At 57.3% G+C, this 18,393-nt stretch carries 20 protein-coding genes; 11 read left to right on the top strand and 9 right to left on the bottom strand.

Annotated features, from left to right (window positions below; all coding sequences use genetic code 11):
* Window positions 1-16: 16 nt before the first annotated feature.
* Window positions 17-511: a GNAT family N-acetyltransferase gene (locus ABLU67_RS21145; RefSeq protein ID WP_348852523.1), complete on the bottom strand. Its 495-nt coding sequence runs from the start codon at window positions 509-511 to the stop codon at window positions 17-19.
* A gap of 89 nt (window positions 512-600) precedes the next feature.
* Here ABLU67_RS21145 and ABLU67_RS21140 point away from each other — a divergent pair, with 89 nt between their 5' ends.
* On the top strand, window positions 601-1,524 hold the full coding sequence (locus ABLU67_RS21140; protein WP_162557344.1) for a LysR family transcriptional regulator: 924 nt from the start codon (window positions 601-603) through the stop codon (window positions 1,522-1,524).
* A 132-nt stretch (window positions 1,525-1,656) separates the two neighbouring features.
* Complete coding sequence (locus ABLU67_RS21135; RefSeq protein WP_014229205.1) at window positions 1,657-2,628, top strand: sensor domain-containing diguanylate cyclase; 972 nt, start codon at window positions 1,657-1,659, stop codon at window positions 2,626-2,628.
* Window positions 2,629-2,693: 65 nt separating this feature from the next.
* Here ABLU67_RS21135 and ydfZ read toward each other — a convergent pair whose 3' ends face one another.
* On the bottom strand, window positions 2,694-2,897 hold the full coding sequence (ydfZ, locus tag ABLU67_RS21130; RefSeq protein ID WP_004850536.1) for a putative selenium delivery protein YdfZ: 204 nt from the start codon (window positions 2,895-2,897) through the stop codon (window positions 2,694-2,696).
* Window positions 2,898-3,188: 291 nt separating this feature from the next.
* On the opposite strand from ydfZ, the gene ABLU67_RS21125 reads away from it, so the two are divergent.
* Window positions 3,189-3,386 carry a hypothetical protein gene (locus tag ABLU67_RS21125; RefSeq protein ID WP_048263583.1) on the top strand — a complete coding sequence of 66 codons (198 nt, stop codon included), beginning with the start codon at window positions 3,189-3,191 and terminating at the stop codon, window positions 3,384-3,386.
* 120 nt (window positions 3,387-3,506) lie between these two features.
* Here ABLU67_RS21125 and ABLU67_RS21120 read toward each other — a convergent pair whose 3' ends face one another.
* Both ABLU67_RS21120 and ABLU67_RS21115 read right to left on the bottom strand, forming a co-directional pair.
* Window positions 3,507-3,671: a hypothetical protein gene (locus ABLU67_RS21120; RefSeq protein WP_004850538.1), complete on the bottom strand. Its 165-nt coding sequence runs from the start codon at window positions 3,669-3,671 to the stop codon at window positions 3,507-3,509.
* Window positions 3,672-3,692: 21 nt separating this feature from the next.
* Window positions 3,693-3,935, bottom strand: a complete 243-nt coding sequence (locus tag ABLU67_RS21115; protein ID WP_004101739.1) for a DinI family protein — start codon at window positions 3,933-3,935, stop codon at window positions 3,693-3,695.
* Between the two features lie 225 nt (window positions 3,936-4,160).
* On the opposite strand from ABLU67_RS21115, the gene cybB reads away from it, so the two are divergent.
* The 3 genes from cybB (at window position 4,161) to ABLU67_RS21100 (ending at window position 6,273) form a co-directional block, all read left to right on the top strand.
* The gene (gene cybB / locus ABLU67_RS21110) at window positions 4,161-4,688 is read left to right on the top strand and encodes a cytochrome b561 (RefSeq protein WP_048263584.1); all 528 of its coding nucleotides are present in this window, start codon (window positions 4,161-4,163) and stop codon (window positions 4,686-4,688) included.
* A 168-nt stretch (window positions 4,689-4,856) separates the two neighbouring features.
* The gene (locus ABLU67_RS21105) at window positions 4,857-5,132 is read left to right on the top strand and encodes a metal/formaldehyde-sensitive transcriptional repressor (protein WP_004101746.1); all 276 of its coding nucleotides are present in this window, start codon (window positions 4,857-4,859) and stop codon (window positions 5,130-5,132) included.
* Between the two features lie 22 nt (window positions 5,133-5,154).
* Window positions 5,155-6,273 carry an S-(hydroxymethyl)glutathione dehydrogenase/class III alcohol dehydrogenase gene (locus tag ABLU67_RS21100; protein ID WP_014229209.1) on the top strand — a complete coding sequence of 373 codons (1,119 nt, stop codon included), beginning with the start codon at window positions 5,155-5,157 and terminating at the stop codon, window positions 6,271-6,273.
* A gap of 52 nt (window positions 6,274-6,325) precedes the next feature.
* On the opposite strand, the gene ABLU67_RS21095 is transcribed toward ABLU67_RS21100, so the two are convergent.
* The 5 genes from ABLU67_RS21095 to pcaH all read right to left on the bottom strand — a co-directional run bounded on the left by ABLU67_RS21095 (window position 6,326) and on the right by pcaH (window position 11,883).
* The gene (locus ABLU67_RS21095) at window positions 6,326-6,601 is read right to left on the bottom strand and encodes a hypothetical protein (RefSeq protein WP_025107907.1); all 276 of its coding nucleotides are present in this window, start codon (window positions 6,599-6,601) and stop codon (window positions 6,326-6,328) included.
* A 163-nt stretch (window positions 6,602-6,764) separates the two neighbouring features.
* Complete coding sequence (locus tag ABLU67_RS21090) at window positions 6,765-9,137, bottom strand: membrane-bound PQQ-dependent dehydrogenase, glucose/quinate/shikimate family (RefSeq protein WP_348852522.1); 2,373 nt, start codon at window positions 9,135-9,137, stop codon at window positions 6,765-6,767.
* A 292-nt stretch (window positions 9,138-9,429) separates the two neighbouring features.
* The gene (locus ABLU67_RS21085; RefSeq protein WP_004850547.1) at window positions 9,430-10,353 is read right to left on the bottom strand and encodes a LysR substrate-binding domain-containing protein; all 924 of its coding nucleotides are present in this window, start codon (window positions 10,351-10,353) and stop codon (window positions 9,430-9,432) included.
* 172 nt (window positions 10,354-10,525) lie between these two features.
* Window positions 10,526-11,146, bottom strand: coding sequence for a protocatechuate 3,4-dioxygenase subunit alpha (gene pcaG, locus ABLU67_RS21080; protein WP_004850549.1), 621 nt, complete (start codon window positions 11,144-11,146; stop codon window positions 10,526-10,528).
* On the bottom strand, window positions 11,143-11,883 hold the full coding sequence (gene pcaH, locus ABLU67_RS21075; protein WP_032749246.1) for a protocatechuate 3,4-dioxygenase subunit beta: 741 nt from the start codon (window positions 11,881-11,883) through the stop codon (window positions 11,143-11,145). The genes pcaG and pcaH overlap by 4 nt, the downstream gene beginning before the upstream one ends.
* 239 nt (window positions 11,884-12,122) lie before the next feature.
* Here pcaH and ABLU67_RS21070 point away from each other — a divergent pair, with 239 nt between their 5' ends.
* From ABLU67_RS21070 to rimL, 5 genes are all read left to right on the top strand, one after another.
* Window positions 12,123-13,466, top strand: coding sequence for a VOC family protein (locus ABLU67_RS21070; protein WP_004850554.1), 1,344 nt, complete (start codon window positions 12,123-12,125; stop codon window positions 13,464-13,466).
* A 42-nt stretch (window positions 13,467-13,508) separates the two neighbouring features.
* Window positions 13,509-15,017, top strand: coding sequence for a carboxylesterase/lipase family protein (locus tag ABLU67_RS21065; RefSeq protein WP_048263587.1), 1,509 nt, complete (start codon window positions 13,509-13,511; stop codon window positions 15,015-15,017).
* 173 nt (window positions 15,018-15,190) lie between these two features.
* Window positions 15,191-15,814, top strand: a complete 624-nt coding sequence (gene ycaC, locus ABLU67_RS21060; RefSeq protein ID WP_004850558.1) for an isochorismate family cysteine hydrolase YcaC — start codon at window positions 15,191-15,193, stop codon at window positions 15,812-15,814.
* A gap of 250 nt (window positions 15,815-16,064) precedes the next feature.
* On the top strand, window positions 16,065-17,720 hold the full coding sequence (locus ABLU67_RS21055) for a glucan biosynthesis protein (protein WP_004850560.1): 1,656 nt from the start codon (window positions 16,065-16,067) through the stop codon (window positions 17,718-17,720).
* A 75-nt stretch (window positions 17,721-17,795) separates the two neighbouring features.
* A complete protein-coding gene (gene rimL / locus ABLU67_RS21050; protein WP_219675022.1) occupies window positions 17,796-18,380 on the top strand; it encodes a 50S ribosomal protein L7/L12-serine acetyltransferase in 585 nt (194 codons plus the stop codon).
* The last annotated feature ends 13 nt before the right edge of the window (window positions 18,381-18,393 follow it).

Raw genomic sequence — 18,393 nt, 5'->3', positions numbered from 1 at the left:
CCCGCCGGGTGGCCGATTATTCGCCGTTCCCGCCCCGTTCAGCAAAAGCGGCAAGCGCGGCGCCGTCAAGGCGATAGCGAACCCACTCACTTTGCGCAACGGCGCCAATGCTCAGATAAAAATCAATGGCCGGCTGGTTCCAGTCGAGCACGCTCCACTCCAGGCGACCGCACTCTCTTTTTACCGCCAGCTGAGCGATGGTTCGCAATAGCGCTTTTCCAGCGCCGCGACCGCGAAATTCGGGAGTGACGTACAGATCTTCCATATAGATGCCGTTTCGACCGAGCCAGGTGGAATAGCTGGTGAAGAACACCGCGTACCCGGCAACCTTATTGTCAATCTCGCAGATTAGCGCTTCCGTTTTGCTGTCGCTGGCGAAAAGCGATGCCTGGATTTCAGCTACCGTGGTGACCACCTGCTCCGGCGCTTTTTCATAAACCGCAAGCTCGTAAATCATGTCATAAATTGCTTTTGCGTCCGCCGGGCGGGCCTGACGAATGGTCATATTCATTGGAGTACCTGTTGTGCCATCGTGAGTTTGATACCGCCAAGCATAAACGTTAAGGTTAGAAGAATTAAGTGCAATGAAATCACCCAATGATGAATATTATGCATCCTGCGCTTCGCCGTCTTGATTTGAATCTGCTGCCGGTATTTGAGGCGGTCTACCGCTATCGTTCGGTGCGCCTGGCGGCGGAAGAGCTGGCGATGAGCACATCAGCGTTAAGCCACGCGCTATCCAGACTGCGCGCCGCGCTCAACGACCCGCTTTTCTATCGCGAAGGTCATCGTATGTGCCCCAGCGTATACGCCACCCAGCTCGCGCCTTCCATCGCTTCGGCGCTCAAGTTTTTAGATCAGGAGCTTACTCCGCAGCCGAAGTTTGTTGCCTCAGCCAGTACCGACTGCCTACAGATAGCGATCACGGACTTCACCGCGCAGTGCGTTTTCCCGACGCTGATGCCCAGGCTACAGCAACAGGCGCCAGGCCTGCGTTTCGAACTGCGCTATCTGCCGCACAGCCCGGCGCTGACGGAACTGCTGGCCGGCGAGGTGGATTTAGCGCTGGGATTTAGCGCGCTGGATGAAGCAGAGCATCCGGAGCTGGATGAGATTTGCTGGCTGAAAGATGATTATGTTGCGATAAGCAGCGCCAGGCGATCCCGGCTCACGCTGACGGACTACCTGGCAGCACAGCATCTGGTAGTCACCCCGTGGAATGAAAGCCAGGGCGTTCTCGACGTGCAGCTTGCGAAAATGGGCTTCTCGCGGCATATCACCATCAAAACCCCCTCTATGCTGAGCGCGCCAGCTATTATTGCGCAAAGTGAACTGCTTATGGCGATACCGCGCTCTGCCGCGGCAAAAATGACTGACGCGGCGACGCTGAAGGTCTTTGAATTACCGTTTGAGGTTCCGCCGTTTGAAGTGAAAATCTATTCCCACAAGCGGAGCGGGCAGCGCGGCGCGAGCCAGTGGCTGAAAGAGAGGCTGAGGGAGTGGGCCGCGACGGAACGAACCTGATGTCTCGTTTGACGAGTCAGCGAAATATGCTTAACTCATGAGACAACAAATGTGAATCGTCTGTTAACAGCCTGATGCGCGCTTCAGTGATAAGCGCAGCGTCATCTATCCTGATAACGTAAGAGAGAAAAATTGAAATTAGCCGGACTCCATCCCGATGAACTGCGTCGCCTGCAATCGCTGCGGGCATCCGGATTACTTAATAGCGGAAAAGAAGAGCGTTTCGATCGCCTGACCCGGCTTGCGCGTACGCTCTACGATCTGCCGGTGGCGTCGGTTAGCCTCGTGGGAGAAAATACCCTGCATGTAAAATCCTGCGCCGGACTTGAAGTCGATACCCTGCCGAGGGATATCACGTTCTGCGCGCATACTATCCTGCAGACCGATCCTTTAATCGTTAATGACCTGCAGCAGGATCTGCGCTTTCACGATAACCCGCTGGTCACGGAAGCACCTTTTATCCGCTTTTATGCCGGATACCCGGTACAGCTGCCTGACGGCGCGACGGTCGGCGCGTTCTGCCTGATGGACCACAAGCCGCGCGCCTTTTCCGTGCATGAGATACAAATATTAAGTGACCTGGCCGCCATCGTTGAAGATGAATTCAAGGTGCTCGACGCGGCGACCGCCGATGAGCTGACGGGGCTGTTCAACCGCCGGGGTTTTATGTCGTTAGCGGAGTACGCGCTGCTGACGGCCAGGCGGCGTAATGAACCGGCGAGCCTCGTATTTATCGATCTCGATCGCTTTAAGCTGATTAACGATACCTGGGGTCATGAACAGGGGGATAAAGCCCTGACGGCGATGGCTGATTTGATGAAAGCCACCTTCCGGGAGTCGGATATCATTGCCAGGCAGGGCGGAGATGAGTTTATTATCCTGCTTGCTAATACTGCCCAGCAGGCGGCGGGCATCGCGATGGCGCAGCTAAGCAATAACGTTGCTGAGTATAATCAACAGGCGGGCAATCCGTGGCAGCTGGCCTTTTCCTGGGGCTGCGTTGAATACGACCCTGCAACGCATCATAGCCTCAATGAGATCGTTGCGGTGGCGGACCGGCGCATGTATCAGGCGAAGACCAGCCATGGCGCCGAGCGCCGGTAGGGAACCGCCCGGCGTCGCCAGCCGATATTCGGCGTCTGGCTGATGCCGCGGCGGCTTGCGCTTCCTTAGTGGAGACCAAGGCGGATCAGTTCAACGGGCTCGAACTTACCTTCCGTCCCTTCCACTTCGACTGTCTTATTACGGCGCAGCTGGGCTGGCGTTAAGCCCGTCGCGTGGATAGCGATAATTTTACCGGTTTTACCCGTCCCGTTAATCATCACCTGGCTGCCGTTAGTAATAGGATTGCGGTTACGATCGTAAGTGATCATGCTGATTTCTCCTTTTAATCATCGGGTGGTAACAATCGCTTCTCGCGCCGGGCTGCCCCCGGCGCGGACGTAATACCAATACGCCTCTCGGCCCGTCATTTTGTTGTTTTTGATCAACTTCACACTTTTTAGCGTCCCTCAACGGGCCAACGAGCCGGAGGCAGGCTTTGCCTGACCCGGAATCCGTACTGCTTTTGAAGACGATTTCGCGGGTATCAACCCCCGTGGAGGCCCGGGTTGCAGTCGCTGATGCGGCTGCTAAACTTTTTTCGGGCATAACGGAGCGGAACGATGAAGAACAAAGAAGAGCAAACGGGGCTGATTGGTCTTGCGATTGGCGCGGCGGTTATTGGCCTGGTCTCTGGCCAGAGGCCAATCAACCGGGAAAGCATTGTTGAAGAACTGGTGAGGCTGGGCAGACAGAAGGGGGATGGCGTCGAGGACGAGATTTTTATGCAGGCGGCAACGCTGGTGCGCAAGGGGATATGATCCCGCCGGTAGAAGAAGCCCGGGTAGGCGAAAACCCGGGATTAAACGGGGAGGAAGGTCATCATAAGATACGCTATCACAATGCATATCAGCGCCATGTACCAGACAAAACTCATTCTGTTACCCGCCCTGTAGCGCCATGCCGGTCACCGCGTTAACCACGGTCGCGGCCATCAAAACGCCGCCGACGATAGCGCAGGCACGGTTTTTCCGGGTCGCCCCCAACGTCAACATCACCACCGCTGCGGCAAAGAGGGGGATGGCTATTATGCTGAAAGTGTTCATCGTTTCCTCAACACTCGTCCGTTAATCTTCCTGCATCCACATATCGGCTTCTTCGAACATCTCCTGCACGGCGCGGCTGATCTGCTCCTTCTCGTGCTTGCTGGCGTCAGTATTGATGGAAGCCAGGGTCATCATCGGCTTAACGCGGACGTCGGCATCGGGAAAAATGCGATGCACTCGCTTCGTCAGTTCATTAAGAATGATCTCTTTAGCGCCGGCCAATCCCTCGAAATTTCTTTTGTCATAAATCAGCTCTACGAACATTTTTTATCCCGTTGATGGTAATAGCAGGGAGTATTGTACTGTGATTATATACAGCGTCAAGGCCGAGGTATACGTTCCCCGTATTCCTGCGCCGGGGATAACTCGCCGCTTTTGCATTAAATGCGTGAAACCGACAATTGTTTTTTTATAAGTACGTAAAAGTTAATGAATTTTTAATAAAAGGTGTTTATGTTGGCGATATCACCGTTTTATTAAGGGTTTCTCATGCGCGATAAATATTCTGGCCTGCAAATTGGCATCCACTGGCTGGTGTTTCTTTTAGTGATAGGCGCTTACGCGGCGATGGAGCTGCGGGGCTTTTTCCCCCGCAGCGCTCGACCCGCCATCAATATGATTCACGTCTCCTGCGGGATTTCTATTTTTGTTCTGATGGTGGTGCGCCTGTTGGTGCGTCTCAAATCCCCGGCGCCGCCAATTGTGCCTAAGCCGTCGCCGATGATGACCGGCTTCGCACATCTGGGGCATCTGGTTATCTATCTGCTGTTTATCGCGCTGCCGGCCATCGGCATGGTCATGATGTACTACCGCGGTAACCCGTGGTTCGCGTTTGGCCTGACCATGCCGCACGCGGCGGAAAGCAACTTTGAGCTGGTGGATACCCTGAAAGCGTGGCACGAGCTGCTGGCCAATACCGGCTACTTTATCATTGGCCTGCACGCGCTGGCGGCGCTGTTGCACCACTACTTCTGGAAAGATAACACGCTGCTGAGGATGATGCCGCGCAGGCGTTAAACCTCGATAAACCCGCTTCGGCGGGTTTTTTTGTCTAATTCTTCGGGGCTTCAACTTCTGCTAAGCGCAAATTCTCGCCGCTATGCTACGGTTAAAGCGGCGAAGCCATTTGCCTCATGGCAACAATAAATATAGTATACCCCCCTATATGATATGGAGGGCGTCACCATGCCACATTCACCTGAAGATAAAAAGCGTGCCCTCAGTCGGGTAAGGCGCATCCGTGGCCAGGTTGAAGCGCTCGAGCGGGCGCTGGAATCCGGCGAACCCTGTATGACCATTCTGCAACAAATCGCCTCAATTCGCGGCGCCGCCAACGGCCTGATGGGAGAGATGGTTGAAATTCATCTGCAGGATGAACTGGTCAGCGGCGAAACGACGCCAGACCAGCGCGCCGCCAGAATGGCGGAAGTCGGGCATCTGCTACGGTCCTATTTAAAATAAAATCACCACGAGGAAGAGAGATATGAAATCACGTGCAGCCGTCGCGTTTGGCCCAGGCCAGCCGCTTTCAATCGTTGAGATTGACGTCGCGCCGCCGAAAAAAGGCGAAGTGCTGGTCAAAATCACCCATACCGGCGTATGCCACACCGATGCCTTTACCCTCTCAGGCGACGATCCGGAAGGCGTTTTCCCGGCGGTACTGGGCCATGAAGGCGGCGGGATTGTCGTCGAAGTGGGGGAAGGCGTGACCAGCTTGCAGCCGGGCGACCACGTTATTCCTCTGTATACCGCCGAATGCCGCGAGTGTAAGTTCTGTAAATCCGGCAAAACTAACCTCTGCCAGGCGGTGCGCGCCACTCAGGGTAAAGGCCTGATGCCGGACGGCACCACCCGTTTCTCCTATAACGGTGAACCGATTTATCACTATATGGGGACCAGCACCTTCAGCGAATACACCGTAGTGGCCGAAATTTCGCTGGCAAAAGTGAACCCGCAGGCGCCGCTGGATAAAGTCTGCCTGCTGGGCTGCGGCGTCACTACCGGCATCGGCGCGGTGCACAATACGGCGAAAGTAAAAGAGGGCGATACCGTCGCCGTCTTCGGCCTCGGCGGGATCGGCCTGGCGGTGATCCAGGGCGCGGTACAGGCGAAAGCCGGGCGCATTCTGGCGGTGGATACCAACCCGGAAAAATTCACCCTCGCGAAAGAGATGGGCGCGACCGACTTTATCAACCCGAATGATTACGATAAGCCGGTGCAGGATGTGATTGTTGAACTCACCGACGGCGGCGTCGACTTTAGCTTCGAGTGTATCGGTAACGTCAACGTGATGCGCGCGGCGCTGGAGTGCTGCCACAAAGGCTGGGGCGAAAGCGTCATCATCGGCGTTGCCGGCGCGGGCCAGGAGATTAAAACCCGCCCATTCCAGCTGGTCACCGGGCGCGTCTGGCGCGGCTCCGCGTTCGGCGGCGTGAAAGGGCGTACCCAGCTGCCGGGAATGGTTGAAGAGGCGATGGCGGGGAAAATTCGCCTCGATCCGTTTATTACCCACCGTATGCCGCTGGATCAAATCAACGAAGCGTTTGATCTGATGCATGAAGGTAAATCCATTCGTACCGTCATTCATTTCGGCGAGAATTGATTTTCCTGGTGAAAAATAACCCGGGCATGCCCGGGTTATCGTTTAAGAGGGATTACTCCCGCCGCAGGTTTTCATAACCATTCTGCCATCGCCGCTGTTCCCGCCGCTCCCGTTCACGCTGAATATCCGATTTCTCATCTTCCCAGACCGCGCAGTGCGGGCCGCTGAACACCTCGCAGGGCTGTGGGCTGGCGGTGAGCGGAGACGCCGCTTTCTCTTCCCAAATCGTCGGATCGCGCAGGTCCACTTCCGGGGCTTTTAACGCCTGAGCCGAGGCGGCGGCTAACATGAAGGTGCCTGCGAGCAGGCGGCAGGGTGAACTTTTCATCCATTATCCTTGTTCAGTTGTTATTATTGATAACCATTCGCAATAGTAACATAGCTGAATGAAAATGGCTTGCTTAGGGGGCTGAAGATGATTTTGCTTTCACGCCAGCCGCCACCGGGCGGTTCCCGGGCCGCAAAAAGGGCCCCGTTTGGGGCCCTGGTGGTTACTTCTGCTGCGGAAGCGCGTAGGCGATAATATAATCGCCGCGGTCCGGCGACTGGCGAGCGCCGCCCGCGTTGATGATGATGTACTGCTTGCCGGTTTTCGGCGATACGTAGGTCATCGGGCCGGACTGGCTGCCGACCGGCAGACGCGATTTCCAGATCTCTTTCCCGTTGGCGGTATCAAACGCGCGCAGGTAGAAGTCCTGGGTGCCCGCGAAGAACAGCAGGCCGGACTGGGTTGATAACGAGGCGCCCAGCGTCGGCATACCGATAGGGATTGGCATATGCATGCGGATCCCCAGCGGGCCGGTGTCCTCAACGGTGCCCACCGGAACCTGCCACACCAGTTTGCCGGTTTTCAGATCGACCGCTGACATAGTGCCGAACGGTGGTTTCTGGCACGGAATGCCCAGCGGCGACAGAAAGCGTTCGCGCATGGCGCCGAACGGCGTGCCCTCCATCGGCACAATCCCCATTTCGATACCGCTGGCGTCCTTAGCCACTTTGGCGCGCGGCACCATATAGTTGGCGAGGCCAAGGCGCATATCATTGACGAACATCAGGCTGTTGTTCGGGTCAACCGACACGCTGCCCCAGTTCATCCCGCCCAGCGAGCCGGGATACTGCAGCGAACGATCCTCGCCCGGCGGGGTGAAGACGCCCTGGTGACGCATCTCTTTAAACTGGATGCGGCACAGCAGCAGGTCGACAGGCGTCGCGCCCCACATATCCGACTCGGTCAGCGTCTCGTTGCCGATCATTGGCATGCCGACGGAGTAGGGCTGGGTCGGCGAGTAGCGCTCGCCCTTGACGTTGCCCGCCGGGACTGGACGTTCCTCAACCTTGGCGACCGGTTCACCGGTGGCGCGGTTCAGCATAAAGATCATGCCCTGCTTGCTGGTTTGCACCAGCACCGGCGTGGTGCCGCCTTTACCGTCAGGCAGATCGTACAGCAGCGGCTGGGAAGGCAGGTCGAAATCCCAGAGATCGTGATGGGTGGTCTGATAATGCCAGCGTACCTGGCCGGTCGTGGCGTCAACGGCCACGATGGAGGAACTGTATTTATCGTCCAGCGCGGTACGTTCGCCGCCAAAGAAGTCCGGCGTCGCGTTACCGGTCGGCAGATAAATCAGATTCAGCTTCGCGTCATAGGACATGGCCGACCAGACGTTCGGCGTACCGCGGGTGTAGGTCTGTCCGGCCGGCGGTTCGCCGGTCAGGTTCGGGTTGCCCGGATCCCATGCCCACGCCAGTTTGCCGGTATGAACATCATAGGCGCGAACGACGCCCGGGGGCTCGCCGGTGGAGAAGTTATCCGCCACGCGACCGCCAACCACGACCACGTTACCCGCCACCAGCGGCGTGGAGGTCTGCTGGTAGTAACCCGCTTTGATTTCCCCCATGCCAACGCTCAGGTCCACAATACCGTGGTCGCCGAAGGCGTCGCACAGTTTACCGTTATCGGCATCAATAGCGATCAGACGGGCGTCGGTGGTTGGCAGGAACAGGCGGCGGGAGCAGGCGGCCGGCTGCGCGTCGACGGCAGGGGAAACCTGGGCCTGGCTCTCTTCGTAATAGCCTAAGCCGCGGCAGCGCTGCCAGTTCGGCGCGGTGGCTTTTGAATCATAGCGCCATTTCTCTTTACCGCTATCGACATCCAGCGCCAGCACCTTGCTGTAGGGCGTACAGACGTAAAGCGTATCGCCAATTTGCAGCGGCGTATTCTGGTCTTCCGCGCCGGAGCCGTTGCTCTGCGGGATATCCCCGGTGTGGGCGACCCAGGCAACCTGCAGCTGGTCAACGTTCTGTTTGTTAATCTGGTCGAGGGCGGCGAAACGGTCGCCGTGGGTGGTGTTGCCCCAGTGCGCCCAGTTTTTCTGCTGCTCGCCCGCGGCGACCGGTTTAACCGGCACCGCCTCGCTGGCGCTGACCAGCGGCTGGGATTTAAACATCCAGCCGAAACTAACCAACAGTACCACCGCCAGCACCGCTGCCAGGCCAAACGCCGGCCCTTTTTTCGCCGGCTGCCGGGACAGATACGGCCAGACCAGCGCGGCAAGGAAGGCCAGTACGCCGAGCGCGAACAGGCGCGAGAACAGCGGCCAGTAGGTCCAGCCGGCATCGCTAATGGCCCAGACGATCGAGGCGATAAACGCTATCGCGTACAGTATGATACCGCCGCGACGGCTGCGGAAAATGAGCACCGCGGCGATAACCATCACCAGGCCCATAATCGCAAAATAGAAGGTCCCGCCAACGGAGGCGAGCTTTGCACCAAGAATACCTATAGCCAGGCCGATGATCAGCATCAGCCCGGCGAGAAGCCACTGCAGGACCCGGGGGAATCCTCGCGACGCGTTGCCAGTTGCCATTTTTTCTCCTTAACCACCCCTGAACAGGCGTGAACCAGATGAATCAATTTCTCAAGTGAAGGCTTTTGAATGAAGCGATATTGACCTTCATAAAAGCAGGTTTTTTACTGTTATTGATTTCGAGTGAACCATTTGGTGAAATCGTGGCTATGATAGATCTGTTAAAGAAATTTACGCAATTGTTAATGAATGATTTCGCACTAATTGATTATTGTGGTGAATATGGTGGGTGCGAAAAGGAAATCAGGCGGTCAGATCTCCCCGACGCGGATAACGGTCGGGGAGAGGGCGATCAGACGGGCATCGATTTACGAATGGCGCTCAGCAGGGTTTGTGTTCCCGCGGTGAGCGTGGCGTCCACCCGGGTGAGAATACCTATCGGTTCGCCCGCGCCCTGGGTGGGCACCGGCAGCGCGGCCAGCAGCCCACGGCGCAGGTCGTCTTTGACCGCACCGGAGGGGACAAACCAGACGTAGTCGTAATCGACGGTGAGCTGGCGCGACAGGGAAGCCGACAGCGTCTCGATGCAGCCAGACGGAATTTTGCAGCCCTGGCTTTGCAGCAGGGTTTCGGCGTTCTGTCGCGGCAGCGTACCTTTGGGCGAAACCACCACCGGCCACTCCATGACCCGACTCAGCGTAACCGTTTCCTGCAGCAGCGGATGCCCCGGACGAACCACCAGCTTCAGGGATTCGAGAAACAGCAGTTCATAGTTCAACCCGCTCATCAACTCCGGATCGGACATCCGTCCGATACCGATATCGATTTCTCCCGATTTTAGTCCGGCCAGCAGCATGGTGTTATTCATGGTCGCCACCTGCAGGGTGATATCTTTTTGCTGCTGATGGAACTGGCCGATCACCGAGGGCAGGATCCCCAGTGCGGCGGTGGGGAGCGCCCCGATGCGCACGATATCGCTGTTGAGGCCTTCTTTACGGTTTAGCGCCTGTCCCGCGGTATTGAGCGCGTCAAGCACTTTAACCGCGTGGGTGAGAAACTGTTCGCCGACCAGCGTGAGCTGCGCGCCGAGGCGTCCACGCTCAAACAGCCGGGTACCGGTCAGCTGCTCCAGTTCGTTTAGCGTTTTGGATAAGGCCGGTTGACTCAGATTTAAGGTTTCAGCCGCGCGCCCAAGAGTTCCCTGTTGAGCGACGGCCACGAAAGTATGTAGATGGCGCAAGCGAATGCGCTGACTGAAAAGACCATTTTTTTGCATAATCAATGTTAAAAACAGAGGCGTCCCAGTGACAAGTAAGGGCGATTAAAATTGTTAACTTCATAGCAAAATATTATTAACATTTTATATTATTATTTTACAAGTTGATTTTATTGAGTTTGCCATATAGCGTCGCCCCTGACCGGCAGGGGCGGAAAAAGGAAGAAAAAACTCAGATATCGAAGAAGACGGTTTCGTTTTCGCCCTGCAGGTGAATATCGAAGCGATACACGATCTCCGCGCCGCGAACCTCGCGCTGCGCGATGAGGGTCTGGCGACGCACTTCCCACTCAATCAGATTCAGCACCGGGTCGACCTGGTTGGCATCCTGCTCGTCGGAAAAGTACATCCGCGTGTTGAGGCCAATATTAATCCCGCGGGCGACCACCCACAGATTGACGTGCGGCGCCATGGTGCGCCCGTCGCGACCTACCACGGCCCCGGGTTTAATGGTTTCGAAGCGCCAGACGCCGCTGGTGAAGTCCGAGCAGCTGCGTCCCCAGCCGCGAAACGCCGCATCCAGCTTCTTGCCCTGCTGTCGGTCGTCGGGATGGTTATAGCGCCCGGCGGCGTTGGCCTGCCAGATTTCCAGCAGCACATCGCGCACCGGCGTGCCGGAGCCGTCGATGACTCTGCCTTCGATAGTAATACGTTCGCCCTCGGTGTCTGCCGTTGTCAGCGTCGGGCCAAAATTTTTCTCAAAGATATGGAAACCGGCGGCGTCCGGCGCGAGGCCGATATGCACATAAGGGCCGGCGGTTTGTGACGCGGTTTCAGGTAAATAATCTTTCATCGGGCGGCCCCCTGCGTGCGGTTTTCAAACAGCGTTGCGCGATGGCCGCGCAGCACGAGATCAAAACGGTAAGCCAGAGAGTCCAGCGGTACGGCGGCATGGGTATCCAGCTCGGCGATTAATGTCCTGATGGCATCATCGTTATTGATGGTTTTGACAATAGGACACTGTTTAATCAGCGGATCGCCTTCGAAATACATCTGCGTGATCAGGCGCTGTGCCCAGGCGTCGCCGGAGAGCGAAAAGTGAATATGCGCCGGACGCCAGTCGCTTACCTGGTTGCGCCACGGATAGGGGCCGGGCTTGATGGTGCGGAAACAATAGTAGCCGTTTTCGTCGGTCAGCACCCGTCCGCAGCCGCCAAAGTTCGGGTCGATAGGCGCCAGGTATTGATCTTTCTTATGCCGGTAGCGTCCGCCCGCGTTGGCCTGCCAGACTTCGACCAGCGTATTTTTCATTGGTCGGCCAAATCCATCGCGAACGTAGCCGTGGACGATTATCCTTTCGCCAATCGGCAGGCCGTCTTTGGCGTAGTTGAGGATCAGGTCGTTATCGAGCGCGCCGAGATCGTCGCTGCTGAACACCGGTCCGGTTATTTCTGATAGGGAATTCTGCAGGGAAATGAGCGCATTGCGCGGCGAGCGCAGCACGCTGGTTTTATAGCCCGGGGCGTAAGCGGGAGGATGGCTGCTGTAGTCGCGGTGCAGGACCTCGCGCGGTGACCATTTTTCGTTCATGAGGGTACTCCATATTATCGGTAGAGAGGCATGTTGTTGTAATGTCGCCACTCGCAGTGTGTGTAAATGTTTTGTTAATTTAAAGTGAAATTAAAGGGTGTTTAACATAACTGGCGGTTATGAAGTGAGCGGGTGAAAATAAACCGGCCAGCTACCGGCATCACAGTTTGTAAATTCTTCCCGCCGTCTGCAGAGAGCTTTCCTACACTCCAGGGAGAATTCACTGGAGGTAAGACATCATGGCGAACACCATCACGGCTGATGAGATTCGGGAAAGCTTTTCGCAGGCGATGTCGGCGATGTACCAGCAGGAAGTTCCGCAGTACGGGACGCTACTGGAGCTGGTGGCCGACGTTAACCTGGCCATACTGGAGAATAACCCGACGCTGCACGAACAACTGGCCAACGCCGATGAACTGGCGCGGCTGAACGTTGAACGCCACGGCGCGATCCGCGTCGGTACGGCGGAGGAACTGGCGACCTTGCGTCGCATGTTTGCCATTATGGGAATGTATCCCGTCAGCTATTACGATCTGTCGCAGGCCGGCGTACCGGTTCACTCCACCGCGTTTCGCCCCATTGATGACGCCGCGCTGGCGCGCAATCCGTTTCGCGTTTTTACCTCGCTTCTGCGACTTGAACTTATCGCCAATGAAGCTTTGCGTCAGCGGGCGGCGGATATCCTTTCCCGACGGGATATCTTCACGCCGCGCTGTCGTGAACTGATCGCGTTACATGAACAGAAAGGGGAGTTTACCGCCGCAGAGGCGCGCGAGTTTGTGCAACAGGCGCTGGAAACCTTTCGCTGGCATCGACACGCCACCGTCGATGAGGAAACCTATCACGCGCTGCATGAAGAGCACCGGCTGATTGCCGATGTGGTCTGTTTCCCCGGCTGCCACATTAATCATCTGACGCCGCGCACCCTGGATATTGACCGGGTGCAGGCGTTAATGCCCGAGTGCGGTATCGCGCCAAAAGCGTTGATAGAAGGGCCGCCGCGCCGCGATGTGCCCATTTTACTGCGCCAGACCAGCTTTAAGGCCCTTGAGGAGCCGGTGATGTTTGCCGGAGAGCATAGAGGCACGCATACGGCTCGCTTTGGCGAAATCGAGCAGCGCGGTATCGCCTTAACGCCGAAGGGCCGCGCCCTGTACGACCGACTGCTTGGCGAGGCGGGGGTGGGCAAAGATAATCTCACCCATCAGCGTCATCTGCAGGAGGTGTTTAGCCCGTTCCCGGACAGCGAATTCCTGCTGCGTCAGCAGGGGCTGGCGTACTTTCGCTATCGCCTGACGCCCGCCGGCGAAGCGCACCGTCAGGCGTTTCGTCCGGGTGACGATCCGCAGCCGCTGATTGAACGCGGCTGGGTCATCGCACAACCGATTATTTATGAAGACTTTTTGCCGGTCAGCGCCGCCGGGATTTTTCAGTCTAACCTGGGCAACGAGATACAGACCCGCAGCCACGGCAACGCCAGCCGCCAGGCCTTTGAGGAGGCGCTGGGCTGTCCGGTCTATGATGAGTTTGCCCTTTATCAACAGGCGGAAGAGCGCAGTAAACGACGTTGCGGTCTGCTGTAAAATCAGTACTCTGCTGGCATGAGTCGTTAAAGGAAGCAGGTCATGCAGAATCCGTCTACCCCGCTGGTGAAAACCCGGCAGGGCACCCTATCCGGCACCGCTGAAGAGAACATGCATATCTGGCGCGGTATACCCTATGCCGCGCCGCCCGTCGGCGATCTCCGCTGGCGCGCGCCGCAGCCTGCCGCCCGCTGGCAGGGCGTGCGCAGGGCGGAGAATTTCTCGGCCTCCAGCTGGCAGGATATTGAGTACTGTCGTGAGCTCGGCGGCGGCGATCCCGGCCGCTTTTCCGAGGATTGCCTGTACCTTAACGTCTGGTCACCCGCTTCGCGCGCGCAGCCGCTGCCGGTGATGGTCTGGCTACACGGCGGCGGCTATACCATCGGCGCGGGAAGCTTACCGCCCTATGACGGTAAAGCCTTAGCGTCCCGTGACGTGGTGGTAGTCACGGTTAACTACCGGCTGGGGCATCTGGGCTTTTTTGCCCATCCGGCGCTGGAGAAAGAAGAGGGGGAGCGCATCTATAATTTCGCGCTGCTCGATCAGATCGCCGCCCTGCAGTGGGTTCAGGAGAACATTCATGCCTTCGGCGGCGATGCGGCCAACGTGACGCTGTTCGGCGAGTCCGCCGGGGCGCGCAGCGTGCTGTCGCTCATGGTTTCGCCAAAATCCAGAGGGCTGTTCCATAAGGCGATTATTCAGAGCGGCTATACCTTGCCGGATCTGCCGCGGGAAAAGGCGCTGGCCAAAGGGCAGCTCATCGCGGAGCACTTCTCTTTACCGCAGGCCAGCGCCGAACAGCTGCGGGCGATTCCGGCGGACGCGTTCTGGTCTCTGACCGCGCCGCTTACCATCGGCCCGGCGCCCATTGTTGGCGATGCCGTACTGCCGCAGCCGATGCTGGAGACTTTTTTTAGCGGGCGTCAGCACCCGCTGCCGGTGATGATCGGCTCGAACAGCGATGAGGCCAGCGTCATGGCGGTGTTTGGCGTCGATATCGCCGGGCAGATCCAGAAGCTTCGCCGCGAACGCCGTTTTGGTCTCGGTTTGATTAAGCTGCTCTATCCCGGCGTCAAGGGCGATGAGGCATTAGGGCGTGAAGTCTGCCGCGATATGGCCTTTACCACCCTGGGTTACGTGGTGATGCAGGCGCAGCAGCGGGTAGGGCAACCGTGCTGGCGCTACTGGTTTGACTACGTTGCCGAGGCGGAACACCAAACCTATCCGCACGGCGCGTGGCACGGTAATGAAGTGGCGTATGTTTTTGACAACCTCGACCTTGCCGAGCCGGTACGACAGTATGCGAACGAGCGCGACCGGACCTTTGCCGCCCGGGTTGCCGACTATTGGGCTAGCTTTGCCCGTGTAGCGGGTAACGGCTGCCACGAGCTCTCCGGACCGGTGCGCTGGCCCGCCAGCGTGCGCGGACGAGACCGTCTGTTGCGTATCGGTTTGCACAAGCGGGCCGGTTTTAAAGTGGAAAACCGTTTTATGCGCGCGCGTCTGGCGCTGTTTCGGCGGGTGATGAAGCACCATGTGACGCTGGATTAACGCTGTCCGGAAGATCTCCGTTTGCCGCGGTACGTTCTGCAAATGGAACAATGCGTCCCACTTTAGGCGGCTAATCCTCAGTCAGCGATTACACTAAGATCGGCTCTGTTAACCCTGCATCCGCAGAACCTGCGTTCTGACGGAAGATCTGACGTTAAAATGAGGAAGAAACCATGGCCAAACCGTATGTTCGTCTGGATAAAAGTGATGCCGCCGTGCTGCTGGTCGATCACCAGACCGGATTACTCTCTCTGGTACGCGATATCGATCCCGATAAATTCAAGAACAACGTCCTTGCCCTTGGCGACCTGGCGAAGTACTTCGGTCTGCCGACTATCTTAACCACCAGCTTTGAGAACGGCCCCAATGGCCCGCTGGTGCCGGAGCTGAAAGCGCAATTCCCCGATGCGCCCTATATCGCGCGCCCGGGTAATATTAACGCCTGGGATAACGAAGATTTTGTTAAGGCAGTCAAAGCGACGGGCAAAAAGCAGCTGATTATTGCCGGGGTGGTGACGGAAGTTTGCGTGGCCTTTCCGGCGCTTTCGGCCATTGAAGAGGGGTTTGAGGTGTTTGTGGTGACCGACGCTTCCGGTACCTTTAACCCGATTACCCGCGATGCCGCCTGGGATCGTATGTCGCAGGCCGGGGTACAGCTGATGTCGTGGTTTGGCGTTGCCTGCGAACTACACCGCGACTGGCGTAATGATATCGAAGGGCTGGGAACGCTGTTCTCCAACCATATTCCGGATTATCGCAACCTGATGACCAGTTTTAACCTTCTGCAGCAAAAATAATCGCCTGCGCGGCCAGCGTTCGTCTGGCCGCTTCCTGATTCAGCATGAAACGCCGCCGGTTGGCGAAATCATCGCCGCCCCCCGGATATCGGTAATTCGGTCTGGTCCGGTGGACATATTTTTTTCACGCATTTCTGCCGTCAACAATTGGATTATCAATCATTTTTGTCTAGAGTGAGCGACATTCACGACGCATGGGTTTGTTACGTCGCGTCTCAATTCACATATGAAGAAGGATGCTCTCTCAGGCATGAACCGCAGACGTTTTCTCAAATCTTCCATGGCTGTTGCCGCCGTATGCGGAACGTCAGGAGTTGCCTCTCTATTCTCGAAAGCGGCCTTCGCCGAGGACTCGGGAATTGCCGACGGCCAGACCCGTCGCTTTGACTATTCCGTACTTCAGTCGATGGCCCACGATCTTGCGCGTCAGCCCTGGGGCGGCGCGCCGCGCGATCTGCCGCCAACCCTGGCAAACCTGACCCCGCAGGCCTACAACAGCATTCAGTATGATGCTGCGCACTCCCTGTGGAGTAATATCGAAGAGCGCAAGCTGGATATTCAGTTCTTCCACGTCGGGATGGGGTTCCGCCGCCGCGTACGGATGTTCTCCCTTGATTCACAAACCCAGCAGGCGCGGGAAATTCACTTCCGTCCCGAGCTGTTTAAATATAATGACGCCGGCGTCGACACCAAACAGCTGGAAGGCCAGAGCGATCTCGGCTTTGCCGGGTTCCGCGTGTTTAAGGCGCCGGAGCTGGCGCGCCGCGATATCGTCGCCTTCCTCGGCGCGAGCTACTTCCGCGCGGTAGACAGCACTTACCAGTACGGTCTTTCCGCCCGCGGCCTGGCGATCGATACCTTTACCGATACGCCGGAAGAGTTTCCTGACTTCACCTCTTTCTGGTTTGAGACCGTTAAACCGGGGGCGACGGTCTTTACCGTCTATGCGCTGCTCGACAGCCCAAGCGTCACCGGCGCCTATAAGTTCGTGGTTAACTGTCAGGAGACGCAGGTGATTATGGATGTGGAAAACCACATCTACGCGCGTAAAGACATCAAACAGCTGGGCATCGCGCCGATGACCAGTATGTTCAGCTGCGGCAATAACGAACGGCGGATGTGCGACACTATCCATCCGCAGATCCACGACTCCGACCGCCTGTCGATGTGGCTGGGCAACGGCGAGTGGGTGTGCCGCCCGCTGAACAACCCGCAGAAGCTGCAGTTCAACGCTTTCCAGGATAAAAATCCGCGCGGTTTTGGCCTGCTGCAGCTGGATCGCGACTTCTCCCACTATCAGGACATCATGGGCTGGTACAACAAGCGCCCGAGCCTGTGGGTAGAGCCGCGCAACCAGTGGGGTAAAGGGGCCGTCAACCTGATGGAGATCCCGACGACCGGTGAAACGCTGGACAATATCGTTTGCTTCTGGCAGCCCGAGAAGCCGGTGAAAGCCGGGGATGAGCTGGACTTCCGCTATCGACTCTACTGGAGCGCGCAGCCGCCGGTCCGTTCGCCGCTGGCGCGGGTATTGGCCACGCGTACCGGAATGGGCGGTTTCCCGGAAGGCTGGGCGCCGGGTGAGCACTACCCGGATAAATGGACCCGTCGTTTTGCTATCGATTTTGTCGGCGGCGACCTGAAGGCCGCGGCGCCAAGAGGCATTGAGCCGGTGATTACCCTGTCGAGCGGCGAAGCGAAGCAGATAGAAATTCTCTACGTGGAACCGTTTGATGGCTATCGCATCCAGTTTGACTGGTACCCGACCTCGGATTCGACCGACCCGGTCGAAATGCGCATGTTCCTGCGCTGCCAGGGGGAAGCGATCAGCGAAACCTGGCTCTATCAGTACTTCCCGCCAGCGCCAGACAAGCGTAACTATGTTGACGATCGGGTAATGAAATAATTGCCCTTTATTCCGCCCGTTAAGGTAACTTAGCGGGCGTTTGTTTTTTAATCAGACTATTAATCAGAGTCCATTATGACTGACGAAAACGCGCCTGCGAGAGAAACTATCCCCGTCACCGAGTCGCTTTCTCTGCGCTCTGTGGATGAAAGCCACGTCGCTGAGCTGCATCAGCTGGTGATCAAGAACCAGCGCTGGCTCCAGCAATCGCTGAGCTGGCCCGCTGACGTCAGTCACGAAGACGAAACTCGCCGCCACGTGCAGGGCAACGTGATGCTGCATCAGCGTGGTTACGCCAAAATGTTTTTGCTCTTTCTGCGAGAAGATATCGTCGGCGTGCTGTCGTTTAACCAGATTGAGCCGATCAATAAGACCGCATACATCGGCTACTGGATTGATGAAAGCCACCAGGGGCAGGGGCTGCTTTCTCAGGCGTTGCAGGCGCTGATGGACGCTTTTGCCCGCAGCGGGACGGTTCGCCGCTTCGTGATTAAATGTCGGGTAGCAAACCAGAGAAGCAATCAGGTCGCCCTGCGTAACGGTTTCACCCTCGAAGGGTGCCTGAAGCAGGCCGAGTATCTGAACGGTTCGTACGATGACCAGAATATCTACGGGCGCATTATTGATTGTGACACCGGGCAATTCCCGGCTCGCGGCTGACTACGGGCCGCGC

The sequence above is a fragment of the Klebsiella sp. GN_Kp190 genome, assembly GCF_040061795.1.
Lineage (GTDB): Bacteria > Pseudomonadota > Gammaproteobacteria > Enterobacterales > Enterobacteriaceae > Klebsiella > Klebsiella michiganensis.
Note: the sequence above shows the minus strand (reverse complement) of the source record. Positions and strands in the feature narration are given on the sequence as shown.